Here is a 16,464-nt window from a genome sequence, read left to right as displayed (position 1 = left end):
GAGCGGGACTTCAGTCCACCTGCCTCCCTTCCCTCAGCGCTGGCGCCGTCAGCCATAGCTTTTGACTCGCTCCGCCCAGCGCTGCAGTTGGTAGGCGGCCGAGTGGGCGATTTCTTCATCCGTGCGGCCCCGGAATTCCCGCTCGACGGCATCGGCGGCGATCAGTCCGGCGATAGTGGGAGAGCCCACGCCTTCAGTGAGGTCGAGCCATTCACCCCAGTTGGCCGGCTCGTCGTACCAGCGCAGGTATCCGCTTGGGGACACCGGCCACCAGCGTTCCTCGAATTGCAGAATGACTTTCTCCACCTGGCCCATGGCCAGGTAGGACAGGGCTTCGCGATAGCGTCCCGGCAGGTCGGGTAGGAAGTCGATTCGGCCCAAGGCACCGATTGGAACGGTGCAGATGCAGCAGTCGGCGGCGATGCCATCGACCCGGACGCCGGAAGCGCTTCGCTCGATGCGGCGCACCTCGTGGCCGAGGCGGATATCCAGGCCTTGGGCCAGGTGATCGACCAACTGCCGATAGCCACCGGGAAGATAGCGGTCGCCGTTACCCACGCCCTCTTCCTCCAGCGCCGCCATGGACAGCCGCGACAGGGGCAGGCCCGCTTCCAGAATCAGGTTGCCGTCGAGGGCAAAACCCAGGGCGCGGCGCTCGGCCGGGGACAGGGTCGCAGCATGGCCTCGCACCGCCTGTTCCAGTGGCAGACTGCGATCCACATGGCGCAGGAACCGTGCATAGGCTTCGTCGATATCGGGCACCGGGCCGTCATGGGCGGCGGCCAGGGGGCGGGAGAAGTCCGTTGCGACCGTCGCCAGTCCCAGCTGTTCTGCCAGGCGCGCCAGTCCGTTGCGGTCATATTGCTGCAGCCAGGCCGCGCCGGCATCGGCGTGGATGCCGCCCAGTTCGATGCTGTGGGTGCGTCCGCCGATGCGCTCTCGCGCCTCCAGCACCTGGACCGTCGCGCCGCTTGCCACCAATGCACGGGCAGCAGCGAGCCCGGCAAGGCCCGCGCCAATGACCAGGACTCGGCGTGCCCCACCCTCCAGGGCATGGCGGGCGGCGCAGTTGCCACTTTCCCAAGCGCTGTGGGTCATGCCGGGATGGCTGTGGTAGGCCTCGCCGGCCAGGATCAACTGCCCGTCCAGCGGCTCGGCCAGCAACAGCCGATGTCCGATCTGGCCGCCCGGCAGCAGCGAAGCGTAGGCGCCGCCGCTGTACGGATCTTCGTGCCAGCGGGTGACGTGCCATCGGCGGGGGCGGTGCATGGGCTGTACCTGGGGGCGGGAGGTGCTTGCCTTATAGCAGAACCTGGGCTGTCGGGCGTCAGCTCACTTGGAACACATCCATCAGCTCCGCCAGAAAGGTGCTCACCAGTTCGCTCTGCCGGGTGGCGTGGCGCACCGCCGCATGGAACTGGACCTCGTAGCGGAGCTGCCCGGGGTTGAGGGCGCGCAGCTGGTCCAGCTCCACGTGGTGCGCCGCGTAGTGCTGCGGCAGGAAGCCCAGGTGCTGGCCGGAGAGAATCAGCAGGGCGGCGCCGTCCATGCTGTCGGTGAGGGCGGTCAGGTGGTCGATGGTGGTGGGCGCGGGCATCTCCGGCAGCGGGTGGCTGGGCCAGACCCACTCGTGCTCGGCGACGTCCTGGCTGTCCAGGTCGCCGGCCCGTGGATACAGCGGGTGCGAGGCGCTGCAATAGGCCTCCTGGGTTTCGCGGAACAGGGCAAAGTAGTCGAGGCTGTCGAGCCGCCGCCAGAAGTAGCCGATGGCCAGGTCCAGATGGCCGTTGACCAGTTTTTCTTCGAGGAGGGACGACGACAGTTCGGTGAACTGGAAGTACAGCCCTTGGTTGCGTGCGCGCAGGCAGGCGATGGCGTGGGCGATCTTCTTGTTGGCGGTCGGGTCGATCTGCCCGAGCAGGCCGATGTTCAGGGTGCCGGTGAGGGTGCGGTTGATGTGCTGCACTTCCAGGCGGAAGCCTTCGGCGGCGGCCAGCAGGCGGCGTGCCGCTTCCACGAACTGGCTGCCCTTGGGCGTCAGGGCGAACCCGGAGCGGCCGCGCTGGCAGAGGCGAAAGCCCAGGCGGGTTTCCAGCGACGCCAGTTGCGCGCTGATGGTGGGTTGCGAGGTGTTCAGCGCGCCCTGCGCGGCAGAAATGCCACCCGCCTCGACGACGGCGAGGAAGACGCGGATCAAGCGGATATCCAGCTCGGATACGTTGCCCAGCATGCAGCCTCCGATTGCGCATTACATAGGTCGCGTTCTATGTGAACAGTGGCGTCGCGCTATTTTATGCGCCTGGCCATCCCCCTAGATTGCAGCCTCGGCGACTCGCTCGATGGCCAACAGGGATGTGGGCGGGAGGCGGGTCGCGGGCGGGCCATCATAGGCCGCCAGCAGGGGCGTCCGCCACAGGGCTTGGGCGATGCGACCTCACCCAACATAGATGAACCCGATGTATGACCGGGCCGAACAAGGCGTCGGCGGCATCCTCACAAGAACAACAGTTCGCTCGATCCAGAGCGCAGGAGCATCCCATGTCAGGGTCCACCCAGCACGCCCGCGCGGCCGAAGCCGGCGGCGGATTGGCCATCGAAGGCCACTCCATCGACTACATCCCCGAGTCCGAGCGCCACGCCAGGCTGAGCAGCCAGGGGCCGTTCTGGTTCCTCGGCAACTTCCATTTCTTCACCATCTCCATCGGCTTCGTCGGGCCGAGTCTCGGGCTGTCCGCCCTGTGGACGACCCTGGCCGGCGCGCTGGGCATCATGTTCGGCACCCTGTTCATGGCCTTCCACGGTTCCCAGGGGCCGGAGATGGGCCTGCCGCAGATGATCCAGTCGCGCGCCCAGTTCGGTTATCGCGGGGTGGTGCTGGCGCTGATGGCGACCCTGTTCGTGTTCGTCGGGTTCAACGTGGTGAACGTGACGCTCATCGTCGATGGCCTGCAAAACGTCTTCGGGCTGGAGCCGATTCCCGTGGCCTGCGCGGTGATCGCCATCGGCGCGCTGCTGTCGATCTATGGCCACGACCTGATGCACAAGGCCTTCAAGTGGGCGCTGATGCTGACCCTGCCGCTCTATGCGCTGGTGACCCTCGCGCTGGCGTTCGGCGCCGGGCAGGAGACGAGCGCCGAACCGGCCAACCTGGGCTTCAGTTGGGTCGCCTTCGCCACCCAGTTCGCCATCGCCGCCAGCTACAACATTTCCTATGCGCCTTACGTGTCCGATTACTCGCGCTACCTGCCGAAGGACACCAGCCGGCCGAAACTGATCGCGGCGGTGTTCCTCGGCGCGTCGCTGTCCGGCGCCTGGATGATCGGCCTGGGGGCCTGGCTGGCGCAGTTGCTGCAAGCGTCCGATGCGCTGGTGGCGCTGGACCGCGTCGGCGCGTCCCTGATGCCGGGGCTGGGGCATGTACTGGTGCTGGTGTCGGTGCTGGGCTTCCTGCCGGTGATCGCGCTGAACACCTACAGCGCCATGCTGACCCTGCTTACCGGCATCGATTCGGTACGCCCCATCGACCCCACACCCCGTGCGCGGGTGCTGGCGATCCTGTTCATCACCCTGGTGGTGCTGGGCTGCGTGATGTCGATCCCCGGCAACGGCATTTCCATCCTGAACACCTTCCTGGTGCTGATGCTCTATTTCCTGGTGCCCTGGACCGCGGTGAACCTGGTGGACTACTTCTTCGTGCGCAAGGGGCGCTACGCGATTCCGCACTTCTTCACCGCCAAGGGTATCTACGGCGCCTGGCAACTGCGCGGCATAGCCGCCTACCTGGTGGGCTTCGCCTGCATGGTGCCGTTCTTCTTCATCTTCGATGCGGCGGCGGGCGAAGAGGTCTTCGTGGGGCCCATGGCGCGCCTGCTGGATGGCGTGGACATCGCCTGGATGGTGGGGCTGGTGGTTTCCGGCCTGACCTACTTCGTCCTCAGTCGCACGCTGGACCTGGAGGGCGAAAGGCGCCTGATCGACGGCATCCGCGAGCGCGACATCCTCGCCATCAGCCAGCCCGGCGACCGCCAGGTGCCGTGAGCGCAACGACAAGGAGTAGCGTGCTGTGAACCCATCCCGAAACATCTCGGTGGCCTGCTGCCAACTGGCGCCGAAGGTCGGCGATCTCGCCCATAACCGTCGCATCGCCGAGCGGGCCATCCGCGCGGCGGCGCAGCGCGGCGCACGGGTGGTGGTGCTGCCCGAGCTGGTGCAGAGCGGCTACGTGTTCCGCGACCTGGCCGAGGCTCTGGCGCTGGCCGAGCCGGTGGATGGGCCGACCCTGCGGTTGTGGCAGGCCCTGGCGCGCGAGCTGGATGTGGTCATAGTCGGCGGCTTCTGCGAGCGGCTGGACGAGCGGCAGGTCGCCAACAGCGCGGCCCTGGTCGATGCCACCGGCCTGCGCGCGGTCTATCGCAAGGCGCACCTGTGGGATGCCGAGAACGCCCTGTTCACCGCCGGAAGCGAACCGCCGCCGGTGGTGGAAACCGCCTTCGGGCGGATCGGTGTGATGGTCTGCTACGACCTGGAATTTCCCGAGTGGGTACGGCTGCCGGCCCTGGCCGGCGCCGAGTTGATCTGTGCGCCGGTCAACTGGCCGGACGGCCCGCGCCCGCCCATGGAGCGCCCGGCCGAAGTGGTGCGGGTGCAGGCCAACGCGGCGGTCAATCGCCTCTTCATCGCGGCCTGCGACCGGCATGGCACGGAGCGTGGCGTGAACTGGGTGCAGGGTTCGGTGATCGTTGACCCGGATGGCTATCCCCTCGCCGGGCCGGCCGAGGCGGGCGGCGAGCAGATTCTCCTGGCTAGCCTGAAGCTGGACGAGGCACGCAACAAGCGCATCAGCCCGCACAACCACCTGCATGAGGACCGCCGCCCCGAGCTGTATGGGGTGCTCGCCGCTAATCCGTAGCCAGGTCCGCGACGGCGGCCCGGGACGGCTTCTGTTGCTCGCGGATGCAGAACAGCACCATGTGGTAGTCGCTGCCCCATTCGGCCTCGCAGCGACTGCGCACGGGCCCGCTGTAGGCGGCGATCGCCGCCGCCGCTCGACGCTGTTCTTCCTGGCAGTAGGCGCGCATGGCGTCGCCGCTCCACCTGTTCTGGCAATGGGCCTGGATGGCCGACTCGTTGGCCTGGGCAGTCAAGGCAAGACCGGCTGCAAGGAATCCGGCAGCGGTGATCCGATGTTTTATAAGGGGCATGATTACGCGCTCTTTTCCTTCGAAACGTCGGCCCTCCCTGGCCAGCGGAATACAGGATGAATGGGATGGAGTCCCGCTCGCGCGAGGGGCGTTGCCAAGGCTGACCTCCCCGCCGACACAACAGGGATGCAGTCTAGACCAGCGCCGAGTGCAGCCCGGACCAATCGGCAATGGGCCGACGTCCGGCCTGTCCAGCGCGGGGACGGATCGATTCTTCCACGGTGCTGGCAGGGGCCAACCGAACCTGGATCAATGCTTATCGCTTCCGCGGCCGGAGGGCGATGAACGGTGTGCGCCGGGTGGCGTGTCTGTTTATGACGACCCGGGAGCTTCCCGGGGTTGCCCCTGGTCGATGGCGAGAGGCGCGCTCAGGGCCTTTGTCGTGAGGCGGCGATAGTGCTCGATGACCTGCTCCTGGGAGAGGCGGTCTCCTTCCCGGTACCAGGAACAGCTATGGGTCAGCAGATTGAACAGCACGTTGGCGTACAGCTTGGGTTCGGCGCACTCGAAAACCCCTTCCTCGATACCCTGCTGGATGATCGCCTGGATTTCGTCGAGGTAGCGTCTGCGCGCGAGCTTGATCGCTCGCAGTTCGCCGCCTTCCAGGCAGCGGAACTCCAGGTTGCCGAGCAAGCCCAGTTGGCGATTATCGAGGTGCTGCCTGATGTGGAACGCCACGAACGCGGCCCATACCGATTCTGCCGCCCTGCCGGCGGGCTTGAGTTTCAGCCAGGCGTCCCGGAGCTGGTCGTAGTAGTCGAGGACCAGGCTGGCCAGCAGCTCCTGTTTGCCCCTGTAGTACAGGTACAGGGTGCCGGGGTTCACCCCGGCGTGGGCGGCGAGGCCGCGCAAGGTCATGGCGTCGTAACCCTGCCGGGCGATCAGTTCGATCGCGGATTGTCGGATGGCCTGTTCGGTAGCGGTGATCATGGGGCGCTTCGCTCGGCTGTGGTCAGGTTTCGTTGGCCGTATCGAATCCGTGGAACGAGGTGAAGGTCCTGATCGGTTCGCGCGGCGTGGCCAGTGCGTTCTCGGCGGCACCCTGGTCCTCGTGGCCGAGGGCGATGCCGCAGACCAGGATGTGCTCCGGGGCCAGCGGCACGTGCTCGCGGACGATCTCGTGGTACCAGGCGAAGGCCGCTTGTGGGCATGTGTGCAAGCCCTTGCCTCGGGCGGCGAGCATGAAGGACTGGATGAACATGCCCAGGTCCATGTAGCTGCCCGTGTTGAGGCGACGGTCGAGGCTGACCAGCAGGCCGACGGGGGCGTCGAAGAAGCTGTAGTTCCGCAGTTCCTGGTGGCGGCGCGCGGCGACGTCGTGGCGGTCGATTCCCAGCGCCTCGTAGAGGCCGAAACCCACCTCGCGGCGTCGCGTCTTGAAGGGCTCGAACCAGTCGTCCGGGTAGTACTTGTACTCGGCGGTGGTGGCTGAGCCGGTTTCCGCGTGGCGGAGGATGGCGTCGCAGAGTGCCTGTTTCTTGCCGCCGGTGATGACATGCACGTGCCAGGGCTGAATGTTGTTGCCGCTCGGCGCGCGCGCGGCGAGTTCGAGCAGCTGCTCGATCGTGTGCCGGGGCACCGGCCAGGGTTGGAAGCGACGAACGGATTTGCGCGAGCGGATGGCGGCGTCGACGTGCATGCTGGACCTCCTTTGAGGACGGGGCGAGGTGGTCGCCCCGCCGAGCCATTTACCAGATCTTGAGGGTGTAACCGACGATGAAGCGGTTCTCGTCGATGTCGGTGGTGTGGCTGCCGCGATAGCTGACGTTGCGCCAGCGCAGGTTGAGGCCCCTGAGCGGGCCGCTCTGCACCACGTAGGCGATATCGGTATCGCGTTCCCATTCCCGCGCGTCCTGCCCGCCGATTTCGAAGTTGTCGCCGGACACGTAGCGGGTCATCAGCGACAGGCCGGGGATGCCCATGGCGGCGAAGTCGTAGTCGTAGCGCACTTGCCAGGAGTCTTCCCGGGCACGCAGGAAGTGGTGGTAGGTGACGGTGTTGAGGGTCCAGGGATCGGTGCCGCCGGCAATGAACGGCATGCCGGTATCGCCGCTCTGGTCCTGATAGGCCATGCCGAGCGCATGCCCCTTGTACATCAGGGTGAACATCGCGCCGAGGTTGCGGTTGTCCACCGTGGTGCGGCCTTCATCGTCGCTGTCGAAGTAGCGGATATCCGACTTCAGCGTGAGGCCCTCGGCCAGCGGCAGGCTGTGGATGAGGTTCCCGTAATGCTGGCTGTAGTTGTCCTTCAGCTCGGCATGGAAATAGGTGGCGATGAGGCTCGGCAGGGGCGTGTAGGTGGCGCCTGCGTAGTTGAAACGGTCACTGGCCACGCCGCCCGTGGCGCCGTCGGCGAACATGTTCATGTCCTCGTAGTCGCTGGAGTTTCTCAGGCGGGTGGCGCGGAACTGGCCTGCGGTCAGGGTGAGCGTGTCGATGTCGTTGGAGACGATCTGCGCGCCTTCGAAGGTTTGCGGCAACAGGCGGGTATCGTTGCGGAAGGCGATCGGCAGCGTGGGCGCGTGGGTGCCCACCGTGAGCACGGACTTGCCCAGCCTGGCCTTGGCTGTCGGTCCGAAGAAGCCGAACTCGTCGGATACGTCGCCATCGCGCTGCACCTGCAGGGCACCCGCGCCGCTCGTGCCGCGCCCGGAGTCCAGCTTGATGCCCAGCAGCCCCAGGGCGTCGACGCCCAATCCCAGGGTGCCCTCGGTAAAGCCCGAGCTGTAGCGGAGCATGAAGCCTTGTCCCCATTCCTCGGCCTTGGCCTTGCTCTGGCCCTGGAAGCGCGGGGTATCGACTCGGTCGGCGTCCCGGTAGTCGCGGTTCATGTAGAAGTTGCGGGCTTCGAGGCTCAGTTGGCTGTCTTCGACGAAGCCGGCCTGGGCGACGCAGGGGAGGAGTCCGAGCAGGACCAGGGCGTTGCGTTGGATGTGGCGATTAATCTGCATGGTGTTTACCTTTAATTGTTTTTGTGTGCAGTCGTCAGGCGTCCTGGTACGAGCTGAAAATCTCGCAGGATGCTGATTTGTTGGTTTTTTGTGGCCTTTCAGGCGTATGTGAAAACTAAGTCTGCTTCAAATAAATAGCAAGATGTTGTCATAAAATGCGGTGGCTGTCTGCCGAGCGGTCGGCGTACAGGCGCAGGTAGCCGACGATCCCGGCGCGGAACAGCAGGACGCAGAGCACGAAGATCACGCCGAGGATCACGCCCATCCAACTGCCCAGGGCGCCGCCGCCGAGCACGTGGTGCAGCCAGACCACCAGCCCCGATCCCACCACCGGGCCGAGGAGGGTGCCGACGCCGCCGAGCAGGGTCATCAGGATGACCTCGCCGGACATGTGCCAGTGTGCGTCGGTCAGGCTGGCGAACTGGAACACCAGGGTCTTGGTGGCGCCGGCCAGGCCGGCCAGCCCGCTGGAAAGCACGAACGCGAGCAGTTTGTAGGCGTCGACGTTGTAGCCCAGGGAGATGGCGCGCGGCTCGTTCTCGCGGATGGCGCGCAGCACCTGGCCGAACGGCGAGTGCACGGTGCGCTGGATCAGCAGGTAGCCGCCCAGGCTGATGGCCAGGACGACGTAGTACAGGGTCAGGTCGTTGCGCAGGTCCACCAGGCCGAACAGCTTGCCGCGCGGAATGCCGTGCAGTCCGTTCTCGCCGCCGGTGAAGGGTGACTGGAGGTAGATGAAGTACACCATCTGCGCGAGGGCCAGGGTGATCATGGCGAAATAGATGCCCTGTCGGCGGATCGCCAGCACACCGAACAGCAGGCCGAGCAGGGTGGCCGCGACCGTGCCGCCGAGAATGCCCACTTCCGGCGTCAGGCCGCTGTGCGCGGACAGCAGCCAACCCGTCGTGTAGCCGCCGGTGGCGAGGAATGCGGCGTGCCCGAAGGACAGCAGGCCGACATGCCCGAGCAGCAGGTTGAACGCACAGGCGAACAGGGCAAAGCACAGCAGCTTCATCAGGAAGATCGGATAGATGGCGAGGGGCGCCAGCATGGCGATACCCAGCACTGCCAGGGCGAACCAGAGTGGCTTGTACCGCCGTGGCTGGATCAGGGCGTTCTGCGAGAGCGCGGTGTCGTTCATTTTTCATGCCTCCCTGGTGAACAGGCCGGTGGGTTTGAACAGCAGCACCAGAACCATGACCAGGAAGATCACGGTGGTGGCGGCCTGGGGGTAGAACACCTTGGTCAGGCCTTCGATCAGGCCCATGGCCAGGCCCGTGAGCACGGCGCCGACGATGGAGCCCATGCCGCCGATCACCACCACGGCGAACACCACGATCAGCAGGTTGGCGCCCATGCCCGGCGAGACGCTGTACAGCGGCGCGGCGAGGACGCCGGTGAAGGCGGCGAGGGCGACACCGAAGCCATAGGTCAGGGTCACCATGAACGGAATATTGATGCCGAATGCCTGCATCAGCCGGGGGTTTTCCGTGCCGGCGCGCAGGTAGGCGCCCAGGCGGGTGCGCTCGATGACGAACCACACGGCGAAGGAGAGCACCAGGGCGACCACCACCACCCAGGCGCGATAGATCGGCAGGTGCATGAAGCCCAGGTCGAGGCTGCCACGGAACGCCTGCGGCGTCGGGTAGCCGATGCCGGAACTGCCGAACAGGTTGGTGAACAGGCCCTGGATGATCAGTGCCAGGCCAAAGGTCAACAGCAGGCTGTAGAGGTGGCTTTCGCCGGCCAGCGGGCGCAGCAGGAAGCGCTCGATGGCGATACCCAGCAGGCCCACCAGGACGGGAACCAGCAGCAGGGCGGTCCAGTAATCGACGCCGAAGTGCTGCAGCAGCAACAGCGCGGTGAAGGCCCCCAGCATGTATTGCGCACCGTGGGCGAAGTTGATCACCTTCAGCAGGCCGAAGATGATCGCCAGGCCCAGGCTGAGTAGGGCGTAGAAGGCGCCGTTGATCAGGCCGAGCATGAGCTGGCCGTACAGGGCGACGGCCGGAACATCGAAGATAGACATGGGCAGTTCTCCATCCCGAGTGGCCCGCCGTCACGCGACGGCGGGCCGGCTGAAAGGGTCAGGACTTGCTGATCAGCTTGCACGTGCTCTCGGCGAGGGGGCGGAAGGCCTCGCTCGCTGGGATGGTCCGGACGATCCGGTAGAGGTCCCACTCACCCCGGGATTCGGCCGGCTTCTTCACCTGGGCCAGGTACATGTCGTAGACCATGCGGCCGTCCTCGCGGATCTGGCCGTTGCGGGTGAACATGTCGTTGACCGGCGTGGCGATCATTTGTCGGCGCACGGCCTGGGCTTCGTCGCTGCCGACATCCTTGATCGCCTGCAGATAGTGGCGGGTGCTGGAGTAGATGCCGGCCTGGACCATGGTCGGCATGCGCTGGGTGCGCTCGAAGAAGCGCTGCGCCCAGGCGCGGCTCTGCTCATCCTGGTCCCAGTACCAGCCGGTGGTGAGCTGCAGGCCCTGGGTGGCTTCGAGGCCAAGGGCGTGAATGTCGTTGATGAACACCATCAGGCCGGCGAGGTTCTGGCCCGACTCGGTCAGGCCGAACTGCCTGGCGGTGGTGATGGCGTTGACCGTGTCGGAGGCGGCATTGGCCAGGCCGATGACGTTGGCCCCCGAGCTTTGCGCCTGCAGGATGTACGACGAGAAGTCGCTGGAGGCCAGCGGATGGCGGGCCTTGCCGACGACCTGGCCGCCGGAGGCGGTGACCGTGCGCTCCACATCGGCCTCCATGGCGTGGCCGAAGGCGTAGTCGGCGGCGAGGATGAACCACTTGTCGCCGCCTTCCTGGACGATGGCCTTGGCGGTGCCGTTTGCCATTGCGTGGGTGTCGTAGACCCAGTGGATGTGATTGGCCGTGCAGTACTCGTTGGTGATCGCCGAGGAGGCGGAGATCGAGACCAGGCCGAGCCTGTCGGTTTCTTCCAGGATGCGCGTCACTGCGATGGTCACGGCCGACGACACCAGGCCGGCAACCATGTCGACGCCGCGCTGGTCGATCCATTCCCGCGCCGTGTTGGCGCCGACATCCGGGCTGTTGCGGTCGTCGGCGCTGTGGATCACGATCCTGGCGCCGTTGACCTGGCCGCCGAAGTCCTCGACCGCCATTTTCAGGGCTTCCAGGCCGCCAGGGCCACCCAGGTCGCGGTAGGCGCCGGACATGTCCGCCAGATAACCGATGCGGATTTCGTTGTCGCTGATCTGTGCGCTGGCCATGCCGGCGAAGCTCAGCGCGAGTGCTGCTACCACGGGTTTTATTGTTGTTTTCATGGTTGTTCCCTCTCTTTTGGGGGTTGTCGGGCCAGGGGCGCCCCTGGCTCCTGGGCGGTGAGCCAATGGTTCGGTTGCGATGGGGGGCCGGGTCAGACGCCCAGTTGCCGGTGCAGCAGGTCCATCTTGCCGGGTAGTTCGGCGGCGCTGATCTCGTCGAGAATTCGCCCGTGCTCGATCAGGTAATGCCGGTCGGCCAGCGGCGCCGCGAAGCGGAAGTTCTGTTCCACGAGGAGGATGGTCAGTTGCTTCTGCTTCAGCTTGACCAGCACCTCGGCGAGCTTCTGCACGATCACCGGCGCGAGGCCTTCGGTGATTTCGTCGAGCAGCAGCAGGTCGGCGCCGCTACGCAGGATGCGCGCCATGGCGAGCATCTGCTGTTCGCCGCCGGACAGGCGGGTACCCTGGCTGCGGCGCCGCTCGTAGAGGTTGGGGAACATCTCGTAGATTTCGTCGAGGGTCATGCCGCCGCTGCGGACAGTGGGGGGCAGCAGGAGATTTTCCTCGACATCCAGGCTGGCGAAGATGCCGCGTTCCTCGGGGCAGTAGCCGGCGCCCAGGCGCGGAATCCGGAAGGCCGGAAGCCGGGTGCTTTCCGTGCCGTCGATCAGGATCGAGCCGGTGCGTCGGCCGACCATCCCCATGATCGATTTGAGGAGGGTGCTGCGCCCGGAGCCGTTGCGCCCGAGCAGGGTGACCAGCTCGCCGCGATGCACGTGCAGGTCGATGCCATGGAGGATGTGCGATTCGCCGTAGAAGGCCTGCACGTTGGACAGGCGCAATTGCGCCTGCTTGGGGGCCGGATGCTCAAGCATGAGCGGCCTCCTTGCCCAGGTAGGCTTCTCGAACCGCGGGGTCGCGGGATACGTCGGCGTAGTCGCCTTCCGCGAGCACGCTTCCCCGGGCCAGTACCGTGATGCGGTCGCACAGGCTGCTGACCACGTGCAGGTTGTGCTCGACCATCAGCACGGTGCGCCCCACGGCGGCCCGGCGGATCAGTTCGACCACGCGCTCGACATCCTCATGGCCCATGCCCTGGGTCGGCTCGTCCAGCAGCATGACCTTCGGCTCCAGGGCCAGGGTGGTGGCCAGCTCCAGGGCGCGTTTGCGGCCGTAGGGCAGTTCGGCGGTCTTGCATCCGGCGAAGTCCTGCAGGTCCACGGCTTCGAGCAACTGCATGGCGCGCTCGTCGAGCGGGTCGAGGGTGCGCAGCGGCTTCCAGAAGTGGAAGGAGGTGCCCAGACGGCGTTGCAGGGCCACGCGCACGTTCTCCAGCACGCTCATCTGGGCGAACACGGCGGAAATCTGGAAGGAGCGCACCAGGCCCAGGTGGGCCACGCGGTGGGGCCGCAGCTTGCCGATCGACTGCCCCTGGTAGAGCACCTCGCCGCGCGTCGCCGGCAGGAATCGGGTCAACAGGTTGAAGACGGTGGATTTGCCGGCGCCGTTGGGGCCGATCAGGGCATGGATATGCCCTTCATGTACCTTGAGATCGACCGAGTCGACGGCGGTGAAGCCGTTGAACTCCTTGGTCAATCCCCGGGTTTCGAGGATGACGTTGTGCATCATTGATTCGTTCCTGCCAGGTAGTGATTGTTGTTATTCAACCGGCACCCTGCCGTGTGGCATGGGGTGGACCCAATCCGCGCCGAAGCGCTGGGCAGGAACGAGAAACGCTGGCTTAAAGCTCCGCCTGTTCCTCCGTTCCCGCCTGACCCAGGCCCAGGTCGATACGGGCCAGGTCGTGCTGCAACTTGTTCAGGTAATGCAGGAAATTGACGCTGTCGTCGAAACTGAAGCCCCTCAATCCCTGCTCGTAAAACTGGTAGATACGTTCCTGCAGGCTGTCCCAGTAGGCGCGTCCCTGCTCGGTCAGCCGCACCAGGCGGGCGCGCCCATCGTCGGGATGGGGCACGCGCAGCACGTGGTTGTCGCGCTCCATGCGCTTGAGCACGCCGTCCAGGCTCTGCCGGCTGACGAACAGGTACTCCGTCAACTGGTTGAAGGAGATGCCCTGGGTGAAGCCTTCCCTGGACAGCGCACCGAGCACCGCCCATTGCACGGTGCTGATGCCCATCTCGTTCTGGACCTGGCGCTGCAACACGTTGCCGGTCTGGAACAGCCGGAAAAACAGTCTGTTGGGTATTCCTTTTTGCTCGTTCTCGGTCATCGGGAATCCTTGCAGCCCCGTCTGCGGGGCAGACAAGGCGCTATTTCGGAGTGAGTTCGCGGGCAATGATATTCTTCATGATCTGCGCCGTGCCATCACCGATCTGCAGCCCGAGCACGTCGCGCAGGCGCTGGGCGAACGGCAGGTCCTCGCCGTAGCCGGTGTGTCCGTGGGCCAGCAGGCACTGCTTGACCACGTCGAAGGCCAGCTTCGGCGCCCACCATTTATTCATCGCCGCCTCGGCGTTATGGGGCAGGCCGTTGTCCTTCAGCCACAGCGAGTGGTAGCACTGCAGGCGCGCGGCGTGGACATAGGTCTGCAGCTCCGCCAGCGGATGGGTCAGGCCCTGGAAGGCCACCAGTTGCTGGCCGAAGGCCTGGCGTTCGGTCAGCCATTTCCAGGTTTCGTCGAGGGACTGCTGGGCCAGCGCCAGGCACTGCAGGCCGATCAGCGCACGGCTGTAGTCGAAGCCCTGCATCACCTGCTTGAAGCCTTTGCCCTCGTCGCCCAGGCGGTGGCTGGCGGGTACTTCCACATTGTCGAAGAAGATCGAGCCACGGCCGATGGCGCGCTCGCCGGCATCGTCGAAGCGGGTGGTGCTGATGCCAGGGAGGTTCATGGGCACCAGGAAGGCACTGATGCCGCTGGCGCGCTGCTCCGGGGTGCCGGTGCGGGCGAAGACCACGGCGACGTCGGCCTGGTCCGCCATGGAAATCGACGTCTTCTCGCCGTTCAGCACATAGACGTCGCCCTTGCGCTCGGCCTTCAGGCGCAGGCTGGCGGCATCGGAGCCACCGCTGGGTTCGGTCAGGGCGATGCAGACGATCTTGCGCCCGGCGGTGATCTCGTGCAGCCATTCGCGGGCCAGCTCGGGGGCGGCGTGCTGGGCGATGATCTGGCCGTTGAGGGAGGTCAGCAGCGGGATGTAGCCGACGTTGAAGTCGCCCCGGGAAATCTCTTCGATGATGATGCCGGCCGTGACGCAGTCCAGGCCGCTGCCGCCGTACTCTTCCGGCAGCTCGCCACCCAGCAGGCCCATTTCGCCCAATTGCCGGATGACCGGGCGCTCGATCTCGCCGGCCTGGTCGCGTTTACGGTATCCGGGCGCCAGGACCTCGGCGCTGAAGCGGGCGACGCTTTCACGGATGGCGTTCTGGTATTCGTTGAATGCGAAGTTCATGTTTCTCTCCGAGCCGGTTCGGCGCGAGGCAGGGAAGCCCGCCCGGAAGGCATCCGGGCGGGAAAGGCGTCAGCGATAGAACTTGCGGAAATCGGGCTTGCGCTTTTCCTTGAACGCGGCCACGCCCTCCTTGGATTCCTCGGTGTCGTAGTACAGGGACAGGGCCTGCATTCCCAGGCCGCCGATGCCGGCGATGTTCTCGCTGTCGGCGTTGAACGAGCGCTTGGCGATGGAGAGGGCAGTGGGGCTCTTCTCGAGGATCTCGTCGCACCACTTCTGCACTTCCGCATCCAGTTCCTCGTGGGGTACCACGGCGTTCACCAGGCCCCATTCCAGTGCCTGCTGGGCGCTGTACTTGCGGCACAGGTACCAGATTTCGCGGGCGCGCTTTTCGCCGACTACCCGCGACAGGTAGGCGGTGCCGAAGCCGGGGTCCACCGAGCCGACCTTGGGCCCGACCTGGCCGAACACCGCCTTGTCGGAAGCGATGGAGAGGTCACAGACCACATGCAGCACGTGGCCGCCGCCGATGGCGAAGCCGTTGACGCGGGCGATCACCGGCTTGGGCACTTCGCGGATCAGGCCTTGCAGCTCCTCCACCGGCAGGCCGATCAGGCCGCGCCCGTCGTACTGGCCTTCATGGGCACCCTGGTCGCCGCCGGTGCAGAACGCCTTGTCGCCGGCACCGGTGAAGACGATGACGCCGATGGCCTTGTTCCAGCCGGCGCGGTTGAAGGCGTCGATCAGCTCCATGCAGGTCTGCCCACGGAAGGCGTTGTAGCGCTCGGGGCGATTGATGGTGATGGTGGCGACGCCGTCTTTCTCTTCGTACAGGATGTCTTCGTAGTTCATGGGTTCTCTCCTGGAGTCCGGGGGCTGGTCAGCCGGCCATGGTCAGGCCGCCGGACACGCTGATGACCTGTCCGGTGATGAAGTTGGCATCGTCGCTGGCCAGCAGGGCGATGATTCCGGGGTAGTCTTCCGGTTGGCCGAGGCGGCGCATGGGCACCGCGTTCTTGAAGGCTTCCAGCAGCTTTTCCGGGTTGTTGGAGGTGGCCGCCACGCTCTTCAGCAGCGCGGTGTCGGTGGGGCCCGGGCAGACCACGTTGAAGTTGACGCCCTTGGTCGCCAGCTCGCGCGCCAGGGTCTTCGACAGGCCAATCAGGCCGGCCTTGCAGGCGGCATACACGGCCTCGCCGGAGGAACCCACGCGGGCCGCGTCGGAGGCGACGTTGATGACCTTGCCGCCGCCGGCTTCGAGCATCTTCGGCAGCACCACGTGGTGCATGTTCAGGGCGCCGGTGAGGTTGATGGCGATCAACTGCTCCCACTGCTGCGGCTCGGTCTTGAGGAAGGGCAGGAAACGGTCGAAGCCGGCGTTGTTGACCAGTACGGTCGGCGTGCCGAGTTCCGCCTCGATGGCGGCCACCGTGTTCACGATCGCCCCATGGTCGGTGATGTCGGCGGCGTAGGCGCGGGCCTTGCCGCCAGCCTCGGTGACCAGGTCGGTGGTGGCTTGCGCGGCTGCGGCGTCGCGGTCCAGCACGGCGACCTTGCAGCCTTCCTCGGCGAAGCGCAGGCACACGGCGCGGCCGATGCCGCCGCCGCCACCGGTCACGATCACGGTTTTTCCAGTCAGGCCTTTCATGGGCAGTCCTCTCGA

General features: G+C 65.9%; 17 protein-coding genes. 2 read left to right on the top strand and 15 right to left on the bottom strand.

Features of this window, described 5'->3' with window-relative positions:
* Positions 1 to 48: 48 nt before the first annotated feature.
* Positions 49 to 1,269, bottom strand: coding sequence for a flavin monoamine oxidase family protein (locus PJW05_RS19840; protein ID WP_271408676.1), 1,221 nt, complete (start codon positions 1,267 to 1,269; stop codon positions 49 to 51).
* 58 nt (positions 1,270 to 1,327) lie between these two features.
* A complete protein-coding gene (locus PJW05_RS19835) occupies positions 1,328 to 2,230 on the bottom strand; it encodes a LysR family transcriptional regulator (protein WP_271408675.1) in 903 nt (300 codons plus the stop codon).
* Between the two features lie 308 nt (positions 2,231 to 2,538).
* Between PJW05_RS19835 and PJW05_RS19830 the strand changes: the two genes are divergently transcribed.
* Both PJW05_RS19830 and PJW05_RS19825 read left to right on the top strand, forming a co-directional pair.
* Positions 2,539 to 4,038: a purine-cytosine permease family protein gene (locus PJW05_RS19830; RefSeq protein WP_271408674.1), complete on the top strand. Its 1,500-nt coding sequence runs from the start codon at positions 2,539 to 2,541 to the stop codon at positions 4,036 to 4,038.
* 25 nt (positions 4,039 to 4,063) lie between these two features.
* The gene (locus PJW05_RS19825) at positions 4,064 to 4,909 is read left to right on the top strand and encodes a nitrilase family protein (protein WP_271408673.1); all 846 of its coding nucleotides are present in this window, start codon (positions 4,064 to 4,066) and stop codon (positions 4,907 to 4,909) included.
* On the opposite strand, the gene PJW05_RS19820 is transcribed toward PJW05_RS19825, so the two are convergent.
* The 13 genes from PJW05_RS19820 to PJW05_RS19760 form a co-directional block, all read right to left on the bottom strand.
* Entirely contained in the window at positions 4,899 to 5,201 is a 303-nt protein-coding gene (locus PJW05_RS19820; protein WP_271408672.1) for a hypothetical protein, read from the bottom strand. The two genes, PJW05_RS19825 and PJW05_RS19820, sit on opposite strands and share 11 nt — an antisense overlap.
* 312 nt (positions 5,202 to 5,513) lie before the next feature.
* Positions 5,514 to 6,131, bottom strand: a complete 618-nt coding sequence (locus PJW05_RS19815) for a TetR/AcrR family transcriptional regulator (protein ID WP_271408671.1) — start codon at positions 6,129 to 6,131, stop codon at positions 5,514 to 5,516.
* Positions 6,132 to 6,153: 22 nt separating this feature from the next.
* Entirely contained in the window at positions 6,154 to 6,840 is a 687-nt protein-coding gene (locus PJW05_RS19810) for a nitroreductase (RefSeq protein ID WP_271408670.1), read from the bottom strand.
* A gap of 49 nt (positions 6,841 to 6,889) precedes the next feature.
* The gene (locus PJW05_RS19805; RefSeq protein ID WP_271408669.1) at positions 6,890 to 8,152 is read right to left on the bottom strand and encodes an OprD family porin; all 1,263 of its coding nucleotides are present in this window, start codon (positions 8,150 to 8,152) and stop codon (positions 6,890 to 6,892) included.
* A gap of 148 nt (positions 8,153 to 8,300) precedes the next feature.
* Positions 8,301 to 9,293: a branched-chain amino acid ABC transporter permease gene (locus PJW05_RS19800; RefSeq protein ID WP_271408668.1), complete on the bottom strand. Its 993-nt coding sequence runs from the start codon at positions 9,291 to 9,293 to the stop codon at positions 8,301 to 8,303.
* A 3-nt stretch (positions 9,294 to 9,296) separates the two neighbouring features.
* Positions 9,297 to 10,181, bottom strand: a complete 885-nt coding sequence (locus PJW05_RS19795; RefSeq protein WP_271408667.1) for a branched-chain amino acid ABC transporter permease — start codon at positions 10,179 to 10,181, stop codon at positions 9,297 to 9,299.
* A 58-nt stretch (positions 10,182 to 10,239) separates the two neighbouring features.
* A complete protein-coding gene (locus PJW05_RS19790) occupies positions 10,240 to 11,451 on the bottom strand; it encodes an ABC transporter substrate-binding protein (RefSeq protein WP_442969182.1) in 1,212 nt (403 codons plus the stop codon).
* A 92-nt stretch (positions 11,452 to 11,543) separates the two neighbouring features.
* A complete protein-coding gene (locus PJW05_RS19785) occupies positions 11,544 to 12,266 on the bottom strand; it encodes an ABC transporter ATP-binding protein (RefSeq protein ID WP_271408666.1) in 723 nt (240 codons plus the stop codon).
* Entirely contained in the window at positions 12,259 to 13,020 is a 762-nt protein-coding gene (locus PJW05_RS19780) for an ABC transporter ATP-binding protein (RefSeq protein ID WP_442969181.1), read from the bottom strand. Before PJW05_RS19780 ends, PJW05_RS19785 begins: the two co-directional genes overlap by 8 nt.
* A gap of 112 nt (positions 13,021 to 13,132) precedes the next feature.
* Positions 13,133 to 13,621 (bottom strand): MarR family winged helix-turn-helix transcriptional regulator, encoded by a 489-nt coding sequence (locus PJW05_RS19775; RefSeq protein WP_271408665.1) that lies wholly within the window; start codon positions 13,619 to 13,621, stop codon positions 13,133 to 13,135.
* Positions 13,622 to 13,661: 40 nt separating this feature from the next.
* Positions 13,662 to 14,801 (bottom strand): cyclohexanecarboxyl-CoA dehydrogenase, encoded by a 1,140-nt coding sequence (gene aliB / locus PJW05_RS19770; RefSeq protein ID WP_271408664.1) that lies wholly within the window; start codon positions 14,799 to 14,801, stop codon positions 13,662 to 13,664.
* Positions 14,802 to 14,870: 69 nt separating this feature from the next.
* Positions 14,871 to 15,653 carry a 2-ketocyclohexanecarboxyl-CoA hydrolase gene (gene badI / locus PJW05_RS19765; protein WP_271408663.1) on the bottom strand — a complete coding sequence of 261 codons (783 nt, stop codon included), beginning with the start codon at positions 15,651 to 15,653 and terminating at the stop codon, positions 14,871 to 14,873.
* Between the two features lie 28 nt (positions 15,654 to 15,681).
* Positions 15,682 to 16,449: an SDR family NAD(P)-dependent oxidoreductase gene (locus PJW05_RS19760; protein ID WP_271408662.1), complete on the bottom strand. Its 768-nt coding sequence runs from the start codon at positions 16,447 to 16,449 to the stop codon at positions 15,682 to 15,684.
* Positions 16,450 to 16,464 lie beyond the last annotated feature (15 nt).

It is taken from the genome of Pseudomonas sp. Q1-7 (assembly GCF_028010285.1).
Taxonomy (GTDB): domain Bacteria; phylum Pseudomonadota; class Gammaproteobacteria; order Pseudomonadales; family Pseudomonadaceae; genus Metapseudomonas.
The sequence above is the reverse complement of the archived record's forward strand: the minus strand, read 5'-3'. Positions and strand labels throughout refer to the sequence as shown.